16 protein-coding genes are annotated in these 15,670 nt (G+C 70.8%); 2 read left to right on the top strand and 14 right to left on the bottom strand.

Annotation, left to right across the window (positions count from 1 at the left end):
- Window positions 1-8 precede the first annotated feature (8 nt).
- The 6 genes from QOM21_RS24555 to QOM21_RS24530 form a co-directional block, all read right to left on the bottom strand.
- The gene (locus QOM21_RS24555) at window positions 9-662 is read right to left on the bottom strand and encodes a histidine phosphatase family protein (RefSeq protein ID WP_407555785.1); all 654 of its coding nucleotides are present in this window, start codon (window positions 660-662) and stop codon (window positions 9-11) included.
- Window positions 659-1,093, bottom strand: coding sequence for a ribosome silencing factor (gene rsfS / locus QOM21_RS24550; protein WP_407553196.1), 435 nt, complete (start codon window positions 1,091-1,093; stop codon window positions 659-661). The genes QOM21_RS24555 and rsfS overlap by 4 nt, the downstream gene beginning before the upstream one ends.
- Window positions 1,094-1,324: 231 nt before the next feature.
- A complete protein-coding gene (locus QOM21_RS24545; RefSeq protein WP_407553195.1) occupies window positions 1,325-3,142 on the bottom strand; it encodes a LytR C-terminal domain-containing protein in 1,818 nt (605 codons plus the stop codon).
- 24 nt (window positions 3,143-3,166) lie between these two features.
- Window positions 3,167-3,778: a nicotinate-nucleotide adenylyltransferase gene (gene nadD, locus QOM21_RS24540; protein ID WP_407553194.1), complete on the bottom strand. Its 612-nt coding sequence runs from the start codon at window positions 3,776-3,778 to the stop codon at window positions 3,167-3,169.
- A gap of 52 nt (window positions 3,779-3,830) precedes the next feature.
- Complete coding sequence (locus QOM21_RS24535) at window positions 3,831-4,040, bottom strand: hypothetical protein (protein WP_407556030.1); 210 nt, start codon at window positions 4,038-4,040, stop codon at window positions 3,831-3,833.
- A 69-nt stretch (window positions 4,041-4,109) separates the two neighbouring features.
- Window positions 4,110-4,259 (bottom strand): hypothetical protein, encoded by a 150-nt coding sequence (locus tag QOM21_RS24530; protein ID WP_398557640.1) that lies wholly within the window; start codon window positions 4,257-4,259, stop codon window positions 4,110-4,112.
- 130 nt (window positions 4,260-4,389) lie between these two features.
- Here QOM21_RS24530 and QOM21_RS24525 point away from each other — a divergent pair, with 130 nt between their 5' ends.
- Window positions 4,390-5,493, top strand: a complete 1,104-nt coding sequence (locus QOM21_RS24525; RefSeq protein ID WP_407553193.1) for a M48 family metallopeptidase — start codon at window positions 4,390-4,392, stop codon at window positions 5,491-5,493.
- Here QOM21_RS24525 and QOM21_RS24520 read toward each other — a convergent pair.
- The 5 genes from QOM21_RS24520 to proB all read right to left on the bottom strand — a co-directional run bounded on the left by QOM21_RS24520 (window position 5,456) and on the right by proB (window position 10,689).
- Window positions 5,456-6,586, bottom strand: coding sequence for a hypothetical protein (locus QOM21_RS24520; protein WP_407553192.1), 1,131 nt, complete (start codon window positions 6,584-6,586; stop codon window positions 5,456-5,458). The two genes, QOM21_RS24525 and QOM21_RS24520, sit on opposite strands and share 38 nt — an antisense overlap.
- A 98-nt stretch (window positions 6,587-6,684) precedes the next feature.
- Window positions 6,685-7,359, bottom strand: a complete 675-nt coding sequence (locus QOM21_RS24515) for a hypothetical protein (RefSeq protein ID WP_407553191.1) — start codon at window positions 7,357-7,359, stop codon at window positions 6,685-6,687.
- A 62-nt stretch (window positions 7,360-7,421) separates the two neighbouring features.
- Complete coding sequence (locus QOM21_RS24510) at window positions 7,422-8,690, bottom strand: glutamate-5-semialdehyde dehydrogenase (protein WP_407553190.1); 1,269 nt, start codon at window positions 8,688-8,690, stop codon at window positions 7,422-7,424.
- Between the two features lie 122 nt (window positions 8,691-8,812).
- Window positions 8,813-9,307, bottom strand: a complete 495-nt coding sequence (locus tag QOM21_RS24505) for a hypothetical protein (protein WP_407553189.1) — start codon at window positions 9,305-9,307, stop codon at window positions 8,813-8,815.
- Between the two features lie 263 nt (window positions 9,308-9,570).
- Window positions 9,571-10,689, bottom strand: coding sequence for a glutamate 5-kinase (gene proB, locus QOM21_RS24500; protein WP_407553188.1), 1,119 nt, complete (start codon window positions 10,687-10,689; stop codon window positions 9,571-9,573).
- Between the two features lie 412 nt (window positions 10,690-11,101).
- Between proB and QOM21_RS24495 the strand changes: the two genes are divergently transcribed.
- Window positions 11,102-13,186 carry a hypothetical protein gene (locus QOM21_RS24495; protein WP_407553187.1) on the top strand — a complete coding sequence of 695 codons (2,085 nt, stop codon included), beginning with the start codon at window positions 11,102-11,104 and terminating at the stop codon, window positions 13,184-13,186.
- A 141-nt stretch (window positions 13,187-13,327) separates the two neighbouring features.
- On the opposite strand, the gene obgE is transcribed toward QOM21_RS24495, so the two are convergent.
- From obgE to rplU, 3 genes are all read right to left on the bottom strand, one after another.
- The gene (obgE, locus tag QOM21_RS24490) at window positions 13,328-14,764 is read right to left on the bottom strand and encodes a GTPase ObgE (RefSeq protein ID WP_407553186.1); all 1,437 of its coding nucleotides are present in this window, start codon (window positions 14,762-14,764) and stop codon (window positions 13,328-13,330) included.
- A 136-nt stretch (window positions 14,765-14,900) separates the two neighbouring features.
- Window positions 14,901-15,158 carry a 50S ribosomal protein L27 gene (gene rpmA, locus QOM21_RS24485; RefSeq protein WP_407553185.1) on the bottom strand — a complete coding sequence of 86 codons (258 nt, stop codon included), beginning with the start codon at window positions 15,156-15,158 and terminating at the stop codon, window positions 14,901-14,903.
- Between the two features lie 14 nt (window positions 15,159-15,172).
- Window positions 15,173-15,493 carry a 50S ribosomal protein L21 gene (rplU, locus tag QOM21_RS24480; protein ID WP_052855736.1) on the bottom strand — a complete coding sequence of 107 codons (321 nt, stop codon included), beginning with the start codon at window positions 15,491-15,493 and terminating at the stop codon, window positions 15,173-15,175.
- Window positions 15,494-15,670 lie beyond the last annotated feature (177 nt).

The raw sequence follows: 15,670 nt of genomic DNA, 5'->3' as shown, positions 1-15,670 counted from the left end.
CACGGGGCTCAGTCGTCGTCGCCGAGCACCGGCTCCGGCAGGGTTCCGGCGTTGTGCTCCTGCAGGCGCCAGCCGCGCGCCCCCTCGCCCAGAACGGACCAGCAGCAGTTCGACAGGCCGCCCAGGCCCTCCCAGTGGTGGGAGTCCAGGCCGAGCAGCCGCCCGATGGTGGTGCGGATCGTGCCGCCGTGACTGACCACGACCAGGGTGCCGCCGTCGGGCAGCTTGTCGGCGTGCTCCAGCACGACGGGGGCAGCCCGGTCGGCGACCTCCGTCTCCAGCTCGCCGCCGCCGCGCCGCACCGGCTCACCGCGCTTCCAGGCGGAGTACTGCTCGCCGTACTGCGCGAGGATCTCGTCGTGCGTCAGCCCCTGCCAGGCACCCGCGTAGGTCTCCCGCAGCGCGGCGTCGTGCGTCACGTCGAGGTGCGTCAGAGCGGCCAGCTCGGCCGCCGTGGCCGCGGCCCGCTGCAGGTCGGAGGCGATGATCGCGTCCGGCTTGAGGGCCGCGAGCAGCCGGGCCGCGCGGCGCGCCTGCCCGATGCCCGTCTCCGTCAGTTCGATGTCCGTCGTGCCCTGGAAGCGGCGCTCCAGATTCCAGGCCGTCTGACCGTGGCGCCAGAGGACGACGCGGCGGCCCCGGCCGCTCTTGGTGCCGTTCAGCGCAGCTCTCCGTCCTGCTCGGCGGACGTTGCCTCGGCGTGCGCGGCGGCCTTGCCGCGGGTGGCCTTGGCCTCCTCGGGGAGGTCGATCTCGGGGCAGTCCTTCCACAGGCGCTCCAGCGCGTAGAACACGCGCTCCTCGCTGTGCTGGACGTGCACCACGATGTCGACGTAGTCGAGCAGCACCCAGCGGGCCTCGCGGTCGCCCTCGCGGCGCACCGGCTTGGCGCCGAGGTCCTTGTTGAGCCGCTCCTCGATCTCGTCGACGATCGACTTGACCTGGCGGTCGTTGGGCGCCGACGCCAGCAGGAAGGCGTCGGTGATGGACAGGACGTCGCTGACGTCGTACGCGATGATGTCGTGCGCGAGCTTGTCGGCCGCTGCCAGAGCGGCGGCGTTGATGAGCTCGATGGAGCGGTCCGTGGCGGTCACAAGCGGCTTTCCGGTTCGAGGGCAGCTTCTCCGGCCGGGGCACGCGGCTCGCGGCGGGGCCGCGGCGCGCCGACGCCCCCTGGGTGGCCGGATCGGCGATCAGATACGCCTCAAGGGTCTCACGGCCCACCGACACTCCCGGCGGGCTTCTCCCGTCCCGCACCGGACCGCCCCGAATGCGGCCGTGGCGCCCGCCGAACCTTCCGGCGGGCGCCACGCGATTCCTGCCGGTCAGCCCTTGAAGTCCTGGCCCAGCACGACGGTGATATCGGCGTTCGACGCGCTCTTGCCCTGCTTGACCACACCCGCGGGCAGCCCCAGCGTCTTGGCGACCTCGGCGGCCTTCGCCTTGTGGCCCGCGTCCGCGTAGGTGATCTGCGAGACCGGCCGGGCAGTCGGGTCATTGCCGTCGTTGACGAAGGTGTAGCCGCCGTTGACCAGCGCGACCTGTGCCTTGCCCGCGGCACCGGCGGTGCCGCTGGCGTTGCGGACCGCGACCCGGGCGGTGGCGTCGGGGGCGGCCTTCTTCACCGTGCCGCCGAGCACGTCCTTGACCACGGCCTGCGACGCCGTCGGGCTGAGCGTGCCGTTGGCCTGCACCGGCAGCGTCGTGGTCCGGTAGGCCCCGGTCTTGGCCAGCTCCGCGCGCTGCGCCAGCGAACTGCCCAGCTGTGCCTCGGTGAGAGGCGGATCGAGCACCTGAAGGAGCGTCTTCACGGTGGTCGTGGCGCCGTCCGCGTCGCTGGAGACCTTCTTCAGGGTCGCCTGCATGACCTGCCCGAAGCGCTGGAGCTGCTTCGCCTGGGCCTCTCCGGGCCCTTGGTACGTGGCGTAGGCGACGGCGGCCTGTCCGTTGAGGTCCTGCCCGCTCCCCCGCTTGACCACCGGGGAGTCGCCCTTCTTCTTGCCGGGCACGGCGGCGTCGGTGTCAAGGGTGATGCCGCCGACCGTCTCGACGAGGTTCTCCAGGTAGGGGGTGTCCAGCCGCCAGCTGGCCTTGATGTCGGCGCCCAGCAGGGTGTTGAGGGAGTCCCGGGTCGGGTCGACGCCTTCGTCCTTGACGGACTTGCCGAGCGTGGTGGTGGTCCCGTCCTCCTTGGAGACCGCGAGGTTGTTGGGCAGGAGGACCGTGGTGCCCTTGCCGGTGGTGGCGTTGTCCACCAGCAGCGCCGTGGAGCTGTTCCCGGTCGCGGTGTCGCGCAGGTGCACGACGAGGACGTCCCGCTTCTGCCCGCTGCTCGCGGCGGCCTGGCCGGTGTCGCCGCCGGCCAGCCCCGGCAGTTTGCCCGCCCACCAGAGGTAGCCGACGCCGCCGGCGACCAGCAGGGCCAGCACGACGGACAGCGCGACGATCCGGCTGCGTCCGCGGCGCTTGGCCTCCTCGCGCCGCTCGGTGCGGCTCTCGGTGAACTTCAGCCAGTCGATGACGTCCTCGGAGTCCTCGTCCGGCTCCTCGATGAACGAGAACTGCTCGGTGTGGTACTCGGGTTCCGCCGACGAGGGGGATCCGGGCGACGGGGGCGAGCTGCCGGCCGGACCGCCGTCCGAGGACCCGCGGCGCTGCGCCGGGGGCCTCGGCTCGGCGTACTGCTGCGGCGCGGCCTGCTCATAGCCGGACCGCTCGTCGTACGAGGTCTGCTCGTAGGGCGACTGCTGTGCCTGCTGCGGAATCCAGTCCTGCTGTTGCTGTTGCTGGTGGGGCTGCGCGTACGGGTCGTACTGCGGGGCGTAGCCCTGCTGCGAGGACTGACCGCGGCCGTAGGCGTCGTAGCCGTACTGCTGGTCCTGGTACTGCTCCTGGGCCGGCGCGCTCTGCCCCGCCGCAGGCTGCCCGCCATAGGGGTCGTAGCCGTCGTAGGCCGCGGAGGCCGGAGTGATCGGGCGGCCGTACTGGTCGTACTGCTGCTCGTACGACGGCTGCGACGCCTCGCGGTACACCGGCTGCCCGTAGGCGTCGTAGGCGTAGCCCGGCTGCCCCTGCTGCTCCTGGGCATAGGGGTCGTGGGCATACGGGTCCTGCGGCCCGTACGGATCCTGTCGGTCGCTCACCGGTGCCCCTTTCCGTCAGCCCTGTCAGCTGTCGTTGCGGTACAGCTGCTTTTTGTCGATGTAGCGCACCACGCCGTCCGGTACGAGGTACCAGACGGGGTCGCCCTGGGCCACGCGCGCGCGGCAGTCGGTCGAGGAGATGGCCAGGGCGGGCACCTCGACCAGGGACACCGCGCCGGCGGGCAGCCCCGGGTCCGCGAGGACGTGGCCGGGCCTGGTCACACCGATGAAGTGGGCGAGCGAGACCAGTTCCTTGGCGTCGTGCCAGGTCAGGATCTGACCGAGGGCGTCGGCACCGGTGATGAAGAAGAGGTCCGCGTCGACGTGCTCGGAGCGCAGATCACGCAGGGTGTCGATGGTGTACGTCTTGCCACCGCGGTCGATGTCGATGCGGCTGACGGAGAACTGCGGGTTCGACGCGGTCGCGATGACCGTCATCAGATACCGGTCCTCGGCGGGCGACACCTGCTTGTGGCTCTTCTGCCACGGCTGCCCCGTGGGCACGAAGACGACCTCGTCGAGGTGGAACTGGCTGGCCACCTCGCTGGCGGCGACCAGGTGTCCGTGATGGATCGGGTCGAACGTGCCGCCCATCACTCCGAGTCGCCGCTTCACGGGCCCTGTGTGCTCTCCCATGCGTGCAGACCCTACTGGGCGCCACGCGATGCCGGGGGCCGGGCGTCCTGGCTCAGCGGTCGCGGTTGAAGCGAGTGGTGATCCAGAGCAGGAGAAGAAGGATAAAAAGGGCGCCGCCGCCGGTCAGGTACGGGCTCAGGCTGGCGTGACCGCCGCCCTCGTGACCGCTTTCGGCGAGGGTGACCAGGGACTGTGCGGTGGAGTGCAGGCTCATCGTCAGCAGGACCAATCCGGGCTGGGGTCGGGCAGAGACTTCCGCCACATCGTAAGCGTGCCCGCCGCGCGGGCACACGGCGACTCCGCCCCGAGGGGCCTTCGGCGGACGGCCGGCTCAGTCCTGCTTGTAGCCGCGCAGCAGAAACCACGCGAGCAGCGCCGCACCCACGACACCGACGATGATCACCGCGCGCAGAATCCATCCGGGGCCGTCGGCCTTGGCGGTTTCCCCGGCGGCGGCGAGCAGCACGCTCGGATCCAGCATGGCGGAGCGCTCCTTTTGTGCGAGCTTGTGCGGTCATTGGTGCGATCGCCAGCGTACGCCCGAGCATCCAATCGCCTGTCGGTGGCGTCCTCTAGTCTGAACACACGCAGTCGAACAGGGGGAGGCCCCAATGACGGAGAGCCCAGGCGGCAGCGAAAACGTACCGAGCCGGGACCGCAGGCGGTTCCCCGGGATTTCCTCGCGGTCCTACGAACACCCGGCTGACCGCTCGGCGCTGGTCGCGCTGCGCAAGCTGAGCGGGTTCGACACCGTCTTCAAGACGCTCAGCGGCTTGTTGCCGGAGCGCAGCCTGCGGCTGCTCTTCCTGTCGGATTCGGTCCGGGTCGGCGACCAGCAGTTCACCCACCTCAACGACATGCTGCGCGACGCCTGCTACATCCTGGACCTGGAGAAGGTCCCGCCGATGTATGTCAATCAGGATCCGCAGCCCAATGCCATGTGTATCGGCCTGGACGAGCCGATCATCGTGGTCACCACCGGCCTGGTCGAGCTGCTGGACGAGGAGGAGATGCGGGCGGTCATCGGCCACGAGGTCGGACACGCCCTCTCCGGGCACTCCGTCTACCGCACGGTCCTGCTCTTCCTGACCAACCTCGCCCTGAAGGTCGCCTGGATCCCGCTGGGCAATGTCGCGATCATGGCGATCGTGACGGCGCTGCGCGAGTGGTTCCGCAAGTCGGAGCTGTCCGCCGACCGCGCCGGGCTGCTCGTCGGGCAGGATCTGCAGGCGTCCATGCGCGGCCTGATGAAGCTGGCCGGCGGCAACCACCTGCACGAGATGAATGTCGACGCCTTCCTCAAGCAGGCGGACGAATACGAGTCGGGCGGCGATCTGCGCGACTCCGTGCTGAAGATCCTCAACGTGCTGCCGCGCAGCCACCCGTTCACGACCGTGCGGGCCGCCGAGCTGAAGAAGTGGGCGGCCAGCCGCGACTACCAGCGCATCATGGACGGCCACTACCCCCGGCGCGACGAGGACAAGGACACCTCGGTCTCCGACTCCTTCCGGGACTCCGCGACGCACTACGCCGACTCCGTGCGCAACAGCAAGGACCCCTTGATGGGCCTGGTGCGCGATATCGCCGGTGGCGCGGGTGACCTGGGCGGCAAGCTGCGCGACACGGTCTTCCGCGGCGGACGCCCCGAGGGTTCGGGCGGCACCGACGGCGGAGGCGCTAACGGATCGGATGGCTCGGGCTCGGCTGGGAAGTAGCCGCCAGCTCACCGCAGAGCGAGGGACTGGTCCGGCCCTGCTGGTAGGGGTCGGTGCCGGCCGGACCGTCGTTGCCCGCGCGCTGGCCGGCGAGCAGCGGCCGTAGCGTGTCGGCCGGCTTCGAGGAGCAGGCCAGCGGCCCCGCTTGGAGGTTGCTCTGCAGCACCTCCAGGCGGTGGGCGTCGAGATCCTCACGGTCGAGGCGGAAGTGCAGCTCCCGGCGGACGGTGAACAGCGAGGCGGCGCCCGGCGTGGCCTTGCCGACGTCCTGGCCCGCGGCGTCGCCCTGCTGCGCGCCGGCCGGGGACCGTACCGCGTAGACGAAGGTGTAGTCGGCGGTGATATCGAGTGCGTCCGGGCTCAACTCCGCTGCGGAGAGCGTGCCGTTGACGCGTACGTTCCGGTCGGCCAGCTGGGTCTGCCGGGGGTCGAAGCGCACCAGCCAGCCGGTCGCGGCGCTCCGTCCGTCGTCGTCCGGGTGCGCCAGGCTCCGGTCGAACTGGTCGAGCTGGCCGGTGTCTATCAGCAGCCGGACCGGCCGCTGGGAGCCGCCGGTGAGCGTCGCCGGATCCAGCGAGGAGCGGACGAGGTAATCCTTGGCGATGGTCAGCGCGGAGACGACCTGGCCGCCGGAGAAGTGCGCGGTGCGGGTGACGGCGGGAAGGTTGACCCCCGCCGCGCCGAGGCGGAAGTCCGCGGCCGGACTGTGCGCGAAGAGATCGCCGGGCTTCGCTCCCGGCACGGCCCCGGGCGGCGCGAGCGGCACCACCGCGGACCGCATCGACTGCACCCGGACCGAATCGGGAGTCCGGTAGGGGTGGCGTACACCCATGTAGACGGCCGTGCCGAAGGCCAGCACGATCAGCACCACCAGCAGGATGGCCTGCCGGGGGCCGCCCGCCCTCAGAAAAGAGCGGTGGCGGGCTTTGACGGCGGGCGCATGGTGCTCGCCCAGGCGCTCATCGGCGGAGAACTCCTGCAGCCGGGCAGCTCGCACAAACGATTCGTCGAAGACGACGGATCGGTATTCGTCCTCACCGCCTCCCGGGGCGCCGTTGGGCGTCCCTTCGGGAGGGTCACCAGGCCCGCTCATACAACAAGAGTAGGTCTGAGGAGGGGAACGTAAACGCTCCGGCGGACGGCAACTTCACCGGACGGGCGCGCTCGGTGCCGGAGCGACGCTGCCCCGGCTCAGCGCGAGCGCGGCTGCGCCGAGGCCGACGGAGAGGCCGACCCGGCGGTCGCGGAGGGCAGTACACCGGGCGGCATCCGGTGGCCGCTCTCGGAACCGCCGGTGGACGGCGTGTCGACGCCGCTGGTGGCGGGCGGCGGCGCCGGACTCTGGTTCCGGCCGGAGGCACCGCGGTAGACGGCGCTGAAGGCCAGCGCGACCAGCCCGACGCCCATCACGACGGCCAGCACCCACGCCATGGGCCGGTGCCAGCGGGCGCTGCTGCGATAGGGACGCAGCGCGCCGCCGTAGGGGCCGTACGGGCCGTGCGGCCCGTATTCGCCGTACTCCCCGTACTCGCCGTAGGGGTCGTAGTCGTAGTCGTCGGCCTCAGGGCCGCGGCGGCGGCGCCGTCGGGTACGCGATCCGGCCTCGCCGTCCGCGCCCTCGGGCTCGTCCACGTCGTCCGGTCCGTAGGCGGCCGCCGAGCGGGCCGCCTCGGCCTCCGCACGGGCCTCCGCGGCGGCCAGCATCCGCTCGACCGCCGAGGGCTCGTGAATGCGCGCGGCCCGGACGAAGTCCTCGTCGAAGACCACGGAGGCGAATTCTTCGTCCGCTCTTCCGTGGCTCCCGTAAGGGTGCTCGCTGGGGTCCTCACCGTCCGGGAACGGCTTGCCCCCCACGTCGTCCGGCACCCGTCCAGATTAGCCCCGGGCCGTCATTTTGGGCAGGGAGAACGCCGAATCCGGGGGACGGCTCAGCGGGTGTGCCCGTCCCCGGTGACGATGTACTTCGTGGAGGTGAGCTCCGGCAGGCCCATGGGGCCACGGGCGTGCAGCTTCTGGGTCGAGATGCCGATCTCGGCTCCGAAGCCGAACTGGCCGCCGTCGGTGAAGCGGGTGGAGGCATTGACGGCCACGGTGGTGGAATCCACCAACTGGGTGAACCGGCGGGCGGCGGCCTGCGACGTGGTGACGATGGCCTCGGTGTGACCGGACGTCCAGCGCCGGATGTGTGCCACCGCCGCGTCCAGGTCGGGCACCACGGCCGCCGCGATGTCGTAGGAGAGGTACTCCGTCGCCCAGTCCTCGTCGGTGGCGGGAGCGACCATGCCGGGCCCGGCCTGCTGCCATGCCGCGTCGCCGTGCACGATCACACCGGCCTGCGTCAGCGCCTCCAGCGCGCGCGGCAGGAACTTCTCCGCGATCCCGGCGTGCACCAGGACGGTCTCCGCGGCGTTGCAGACGCTGGGCCGCTGCGCCTTGGAGTTGATGAGGATGTCGATGGCCGTGTCGATGTCGGCGGCCTCGTCGACGTAGACGTGGCAGTTGCCGGTGCCGGTCTCGATCACCGGGACGGTGGACTCCTCGACGACCGTGCGGATCAGGGACGCGCCGCCGCGCGGGATGAGCACATCGACAAGACCGCGGGCGCGCATCAGCTCGCGGACCGACTCGCGGCTCTCGCCGGGCACCAGCTGCACCGCGTCGGCCGGCAGCCCGGCACTCTCGACCGCGGCCCGCAGCACCTCCACCAGGGCGCTGTTGGAGGCGTACGCCGAGGACGAGCCGCGCAGCAGCACGGCATTGCCCGACTTCAGGCAGAGCGCCGCGGCGTCCACCGTCACATTCGGCCGGGCCTCGTAGATGATCCCGATCACACCGAGCGGAACCCGGACCTGCCGCAGGTCCAGGCCGTTGGGGAGGGTCGAGCCGCGCACGACTTCGCCCACCGGGTCGGGCAGCGCCACGACGTCGCGGACGTCGGCGGCGATCGCCGCGATCCGCTCGGGGGTGAGCGTGAGCCGGTCCACGAGGGACGCGGCGGTACCGGCGGCCTGTGCCTTGGCGATGTCCTCGGCGTTGGCCGTGACGATCTCGTCGGTGCGCGCCACGAGGGCGTCGGCGATGGCGAGCAGCGCTCCGTCGCGGGCCGTGCGCGGCAGCGGCGCCAGTACGGCGGCGGCTTCCCTGGCGCGGCGGGCGGTCTCGAGGACGGGCGAGGAGTGCGATGTGCTGCTGGTCATGGCCGCAGCCTAGCCCGGTGGGAGGCAGCGGCCATGCCGTATTTCACAGTGCGGGACACGGCTCACACCGTGGTGGACAGCCCCCGGGCGAGCATCCCGGCGGGGACCGCCCGCCCGGGGGTTCAGTAGGGGTGAACGCCGACCGGCGACGCGGGCGGCGGGCCGTACCCCTCGGCGATGCGCTGGTGGTAGGTCTCGCGGTCGATGACCTCCAGGCCGACGATCTCCCACGGCGGCAGCTTCGCCGTCGAGCGGTGCTCGCCCCACAGCCGCAGCGCGACCGCCGCGGCGTCGTGCAGGTCCCGCGCCTCCTCCCAGTAACGGATCTCGGCGTGATCGTCGGCATAGCGGCTGGTCAGCAGGAAGGGGTGGTCGTGGGCGAGCTGTTCGAGCGCCCGTCTGACCTCCTGCAGGGGAGCCTCGGCGCCCGAGACGCTGAGGGTGATGTGCCACAGCCGGGACGCGTCCCGGCGCTCGCCCTCGGGGGCCTCCCGGGTGGTCGAGCCCCGCTCCGTGCGCTCGTCGTCCTCGGTCCGGCCGACACCTCCGGTCCCGACGCTGGTCAGTGTGCGCTCCGCCGTCCCTCGGGGCGGTGCCCCTGGGCGCCCTCGTCTCACCGGCGGCCTCCTGTGATGCGAATCGCTCCGCCCTTGGGGGGTACGGAGCCGATCGGTGCGGTCGTACTGCGGCGTGTGCGCTCTCGCGCTGCGGGCGCCGCTCCCCTACGGCGCCCCCGCAACAAAGTTGACCAGCCCGCGGGCCGTCGCGGGGGCGTTTTCGCGAAGGTCTCCGTGGAAAGGCTGGTCTTCGCGCCGCGGATATGACGGCGTCCCGGAAGGGTTTCCCGCGCGTGACGGCCGGCAGGAGGGCGGGCCGGCGGTCAGTGGTGCAGCAGGACGAGGTCGTCGCGGTGCACGACCTCCCGCTCGTACGCCGGCCCCAGCTCACGGGCGAGGTCCCGCGTCGAACGACCTATCAATCGGGGGATTTCCCGCGCGTCGAAGTTGACGACGCCCCTGGCCACGGCCCGTCCGCTGCCGTCCCGCAGCTCCACCGGGTCCCCTGCGGAGAACTCACCCTCGACCGACGCGATACCGGCCGGCAGCAGCGAGGAGTGCCGCTCGACGACGGCCCGGACGGCTCCGTCGTCGAGCACCAGCGCACCGCGCGGCGTGGAGGCGTGCGCGAGCCACAGCAGCCGGTCGGCGGAGCGCCGGCCGGTGCGCAGGAAGTGGGTGCCGGTCGGGCCGCCGGCGAGCGCGTCGGCGGCGTGCACGGCGGAGGTGAGGACCACCGGGATGCCGGCCGCGGCCGCGATCCGGGCCGCCTCGACCTTGGTGACCATGCCACCGGTCCCGACGCCGGCCTTGCCCGCGCTGCCGATGGAGATGCCCACCAGGTCCTGCGGCCCGCTGACCTCCGCTATCCGGGAGGTGCCGGGGGTCGCCGGGTCGCCGTCGTAGAGGCCGTCGACGTCGGACAGCAGGATCAGCAGGTCGGCACGGACCAGATGGGCGACCAGCGCCGCGAGGCGGTCGTTGTCGCCGAAGCGGATCTCGTCCGTGGCGACGGTGTCGTTCTCGTTCACGATCGGTACCGCGCCCATGGCCAGCAGCTGGTCCAGCGTCCGGTAGGCATTGCGGTAGTGGGCCCGGCGGCTGGTGTCGTCGGAGGTCAGCAGGACCTGGCCGACCCGGCGGCCGTAGCGGGCGAAGGACGCGGTGTAGCGGGCGACCAGCAGGCCCTGGCCGACGCTGGCCGCGGCCTGCTGCCTGGCCAGGTCGCGGGGGCGCTTCTCCAGGCCGAGCGGTGCCAGGCCGGCGGCGATGGCGCCGGAGGAGACCAGGACGATCTCCTTGTCCTGGTGTTTGACCAGCACGTCCACCAAGGCGTCGACGCGGTCCGCGTCCAGTCCCCCGGAGGCCGTGGTCAGCGAGGACGAACCGACCTTCACCACGATCCTGCGGGCGTGAGCCACGTCCTGCCTTGCGCCTGCCACCTGCGTACCCCTGTGCTCGCCGATCCCACTGCCGCACGGGAGAATCCGTACGGGCCCTACGGGCGCAATCTACGGCAGGGCGGCCGACGCGTGCGCCGGTATATCGCCTGACGGACGCCTTGCCGGACACTTCGGGACGGCCGGCCGGACGGCTTCCCGCCGGGCCTCCTCACGGTCCGGAGCCGTGCGGGTACCGGATTTCCTTAAGAGGGGACGGGTGTCCAAAAGGTTGCGTTCGATTGATCCGCATTCGCGGTGATGAGAGCCACAGCAGATTGTCACCGAGGCCAACAAGGTCATACGGTCGGGTGTCCACCGGTCCCGTTTCGCCGCCCCGCGGCGTCGCAGCGCGGGACCCGGCCGCCCCCACGGCCCTCCCCCTGACCGTCTTGCTGCCAGGAGCCCTCCCACCGTGCCTTCCGCCGGAATCGCCCCCCGCCGAGTCGTCCAGCTCGCGGCACTCTTCGCGATGATGGTCGCGTTCACCGCCCAGCTCGTCGGTGCGCTGCTGCCCGTCATCCCACTGTTCATCGCCGCGTCCGTGATCAACCTGGGCCTCGACCTGATCCTCCAGCACAAGCAGCCCGGCCTGCTCTCCGTGCTCGGCCGGGTCCGCTTCGACGTCACCGTCCGCCAGCTTCTGCGCGACATGCTGATACTGGTCGGCCTGCTGCACATCGACGGGATCAACCCCCTCAACGAGCAGGCCCCGCTCACCATCACGCTGCTGCTGTTCTACGGGACGCATTTCGTGTGTCAGGCGGTGGCGGTGCTGGTGCGCAGGACGCGGAGTCTGCCGTTTGTGACGCGGAACATCGATGCGTCGGCGTTGGGTCTGTCGGATGCGCCGCCGCGGATCCTGTCGCGGCAGACGGGTCGTCGGCTGTTGCGGTTTTCGGTGCCGAGCACGCTGGGCATGATGCTGACCGCGATCACGACCGACGCCTACTGGGGCGGTATCGGTCTGACGGTGTCGCTGGTGCTGTCCGCGGGCGGCACCCTCTACCTGGGCACGTGGCTGCTGCCCAAGCACCGTGTGATGAGTGAGCAGCGGGCGCTTGTGTGGCTGGATGAGTGGCTGGCTGCGTATGAGCCGACGGTGGGGATGTATTTCTCCGGGGGTTCGTCGTCGGCGTATCAGGCGAATATGTGGCTGGGGACGCTGGCCGGTCTGGACGGTAAGCCGATCATTGTGCTGCGTGAGCGGTTCATGGTGCAGAAGATCGATGCGACGGACATTCCGATCGTGTGTCTGCCGAAGGTCGCGCATCTGATGCGGTTGGAGCACACGACGCTGAAGGTGCTGCTGCATCCGGCGAATTCGGGGAAGACGTCGCAGATCCTGCGGATTCCGTCGATCAAGCATGCGTTCACCAATCACGGGGAGAGCGACAAGCTGTCGTCGTGCAATCCGTATGCGAAGGCGTATGACGAGGTGTGGGTGGCCGGTCCGGCTGCTCGTGAGCGCTATCAGCTGGCCGATATCGGTGTCGAGGACAAGGATGTGGTGGAGGTCGGGCGGCCTCAGCTGGCGCCGATCGAGCCCTATCAGGGTCCGCCGAGCGGGCGGTACACCTCGGTGTTGTATGCGCCGACGTGGGAGGGCTGGGACGGCAATCCCGGCAACACGTCGGTGATTCTGGCCGGTGAGAACATCGTGCGGGCGTTGCTGGCCGATGAGGGTGTGCGGCTGCTGTACAAGCCGCATCCGATGACGGGTTCGGTCGATCCGCGGGCCGGTGCGGCCAATGCCCGGATCCAGGCCATGATCGCCGAGGCCAATGCCCGCCGCAGTGGTGCCCTGCCGGGGCCGGAGACCGCTGCCGAGCTGGCGCTGCGTACCGAGGAGCTCAATGCGCTGACGACGTCGGCGTTCCGTCGTAGCGCGGATGAGCTGGAGCGGATGCGGTTGCAGGGCACTCCGCAGGAGGGGCGTGCGGCGGCGGTGGCCGATGCCGTCACCGCGTGGGAGGGGGCCTACTGGGCGTCTTTCCCGCAGTGGGAGCACCGCATCATCACCACCGCGCGTCCGGCGATCTTCACCTGCTTCAACCAGGCCGATGTGCTGATCAGTGATGTCTCCAGCGTCGTGTCGGACTACCTCAGCAGTGAGAAGCCCTACGCGGTGGCCAACACCACCGGCATGAGCGAGGACGACTTCCGCGCGCATTTCCCCACCGTCCGCGCGGCCACCATCCTCACCCCCGACGCCGACGGCGTCCCCGCCCTCCTGGACGCGGTCCGCGACCCCGAGCACGACACCCTCGCCCCCGAGCGTGCCGCGCTCAAGACCCATCTGCTGGGCCCCTCCGACCCGCCCTCGCCGGTCCGCTTCAACCAGGCCGCCCTCGACCTCGCAGCCCAGGCCGACGAACGCCGCACCCGCATGGAAACCCGCCTCGCCGGCATCCCCGGACAACGCTCCCAGGACGTGGAAGCCGACGAGAGCGCCGAACGCGAGTCCAGTGACGTCGAGGACGCACCGGCCACCGTCTAAGCCGCAGCCGGGCGCCCACGTGGCGGGAACCGGCACAGCGGAACGGGGAAGGCCCCCGGGAGGACTCCTCCCGGGGGCCTTCCCCGTTCCGCTGTGCCCGCGCCGGCGGCCGGGACGCCGCTGGGCGCCCGGCCGGGCACGCTAGAAGGGCTGGAAGCCCTCGTACTCCTGGTCCGCCTCGTCCCGCTCCAGGTCGCGGTCCTTGCGGCGCTGAGCGGCCGGTCGGGGCGCTTCCAGGCGGTGGTCCTCGCCACGACGGCCCAGCATCTCCGCACCGGCCGCCATCAGCGGCTCCCAGTCGAAGACCACGGCGTTGTCCTCCTGACCGATCGCGATGCCGTCACCGGCGTGCGCGCCGGCCTTGCGCAGCGCGTCCTCCACGCCGAGGCGGTTGAGCCGGTCCGCGAGGTAGCCGACGGCCTCGTCGTTGTTGAAGTCGGTCTGGTTGACCCAGCGCTCGGGCTTCTCGCCGCGCACCCGGAAGAAGTTCTCGCCCTCGGCCGTCACGGTGAAGCCCGTGTCGTCCACGGCCTTCGGCCGGATCACGATGCGGGTGGCCTCCTGCACCGGCTTGGCGGCGCGGGCCTTGGCGACGATGTCCGCCAGCGCGAAGGACAGCTCCTTCAGGCCGATGTGGGCGACGGCCGAGACCTCGAAGACGCGATAGCCGCGCTCCTCCAGGTCCGGGCGGATCATGTCGGCGAGGTCCTTGCCGTCCGGCACGTCGATCTTGTTGAGGACGACCACCCGCGGGCGGTCGTCCAGTCCGCCGTACTGCGACAGCTCCGCCTCGATCATGTCGAGGTCGGAGACCGGGTCGCGGTCCGACTCCAGGGTCGCGGTGTCCAGGACGTGCACGAGCAGCTCGCAGCGCTCGACGTGCCGCAGGAACTCCAGCCCCAGGCCCTTGCCCTGGCTCGCGCCGGGGATCAGGCCGGGCACGTCGGCGATGGTGTAGACGGTCGAACCGGCCGTCACCACACCGAGGTTGGGCACCAGGGTGGTGAAGGGGTAGTCGGCGATCTTCGGCTTGGCGGCCGACAGAACGGAGATCAGCGAGGACTTGCCGGCGCTCGGGAAGCCCACCAGCGCGATGTCCGCGACGGTCTTCAGCTCCAGGACGATGTCCCTGGCCTCGCCGGGCTCGCCCAGCAGCGCGAAGCCGGGGGCCTTGCGGCGGGCCGAGGCCAGCGCGGCGTTGCCGAGACCGCCGCGGCCGCCCTGCCCGGCGACGAAGGTGGTGCCCTGGCCGACGAGGTCGGCGAGCACATTGCCCTGGCGGTCCAGGACCACGGTGCCGTCGGGGACGGGCAGGACCAGGTCCTGGCCGTTCTTGCCGGAGCGGTTGTCGCCCGCGCCGGGCTGGCCGTTGGTGGCCTTGCGGTGCGGGTGATGGTGATAGTCGAGGAGGGTGGTGACGTCCTGGTCGACGACCAGGGTCACATCGCCGCCACGGCCGCCGTTGCCGCCGTCCGGGCCCCCCAAGGGCTTGAATTTCTCCCGCATGACGGAGGCCACGCCGTGGCCTCCGTTACCCGCGGCGACATGCAGCTCGACGCGGTCCACGAAGGTGGTCATGGTTGGGTGCCTCCAGATAACTACGGGACTGTCTCTGTACTAACACGCCGAGGGCGGACCAGCCTTCCCGCTCTCGCGGGAAAAGGCGGTCCGCCCTCGGAGTGGTGCTAATGCTGAGCTATCGCTCGGTGGCTGATTACTCGCCGACCGGAACGATGTTCACGACCTTGCGACCACGGTGGGTGCCGAACTGCACCGCGCCCGCAGCCAGGGCGAACAGGGTGTCGTCGCCGCCGCGGCCGACGCCCGTGCCCGGGTGGAAGTGGGTGCCACGCTGGCGGACCAGGATCTCACCGGCGTTGACGGCCTGACCGCCGAAGCGCTTCACGCCGAGCCGCTGAGCATTGGAGTCGCGACCGTTCCGAGTGGACGATGCGCCCTTCTTGTGTGCCATGTCTCGTCAGTCCCTTACTTCGCCGGAGCGTCGATGCCGGTGATCTTCAGCGCCGTGTGGAGCTGGCGGTGGCCGATGCGCTTCTTGTAACCGGTCTTGTTCTTGTACTTCTGGATCCGGATCTTGTCGCCCTTGTGGTGGTCCACGACCTCGGTCTGGACCTTCACGCCGGCCAGGACCCACGGGTCACTGGTGACGGAGTCGCCGTCGACGACCAGCAGCGTGGAGAGCTCGACGGTGTCGCCGACCTTGCTGGTGGAAATGCGGTCAACCTCGATGACGTCGCCAACAGCAACCTTCTGCTGGCGTCCGCCGGTGCGCACGATCGCGTACACGCGGAACTCTCTTTCGCTAGAAACGGGTCCTCTGATGCCAGCCGCTCACACAGGCGTGGAAATGCCCGTGGAATCCGAGTGGACGAGCGGCCTCCCTCGGCGGACCGAGAGGTGTTTGCTCAGGGGTTTGGTGCCACACAGACACCGACGGTCAAGGTTACGGGGCCTCGACCAGGG

Origin of the sequence: Streptomyces sp. Pv4-95 (assembly GCF_045782725.1) — a bacterium.
In the GTDB taxonomy this organism is placed as follows: Bacteria; Actinomycetota; Actinomycetes; order Streptomycetales; family Streptomycetaceae; genus Streptomyces.
The sequence above is the reverse complement of the archived record's forward strand: the minus strand, read 5'-3'. Positions and strand labels throughout refer to the sequence as shown.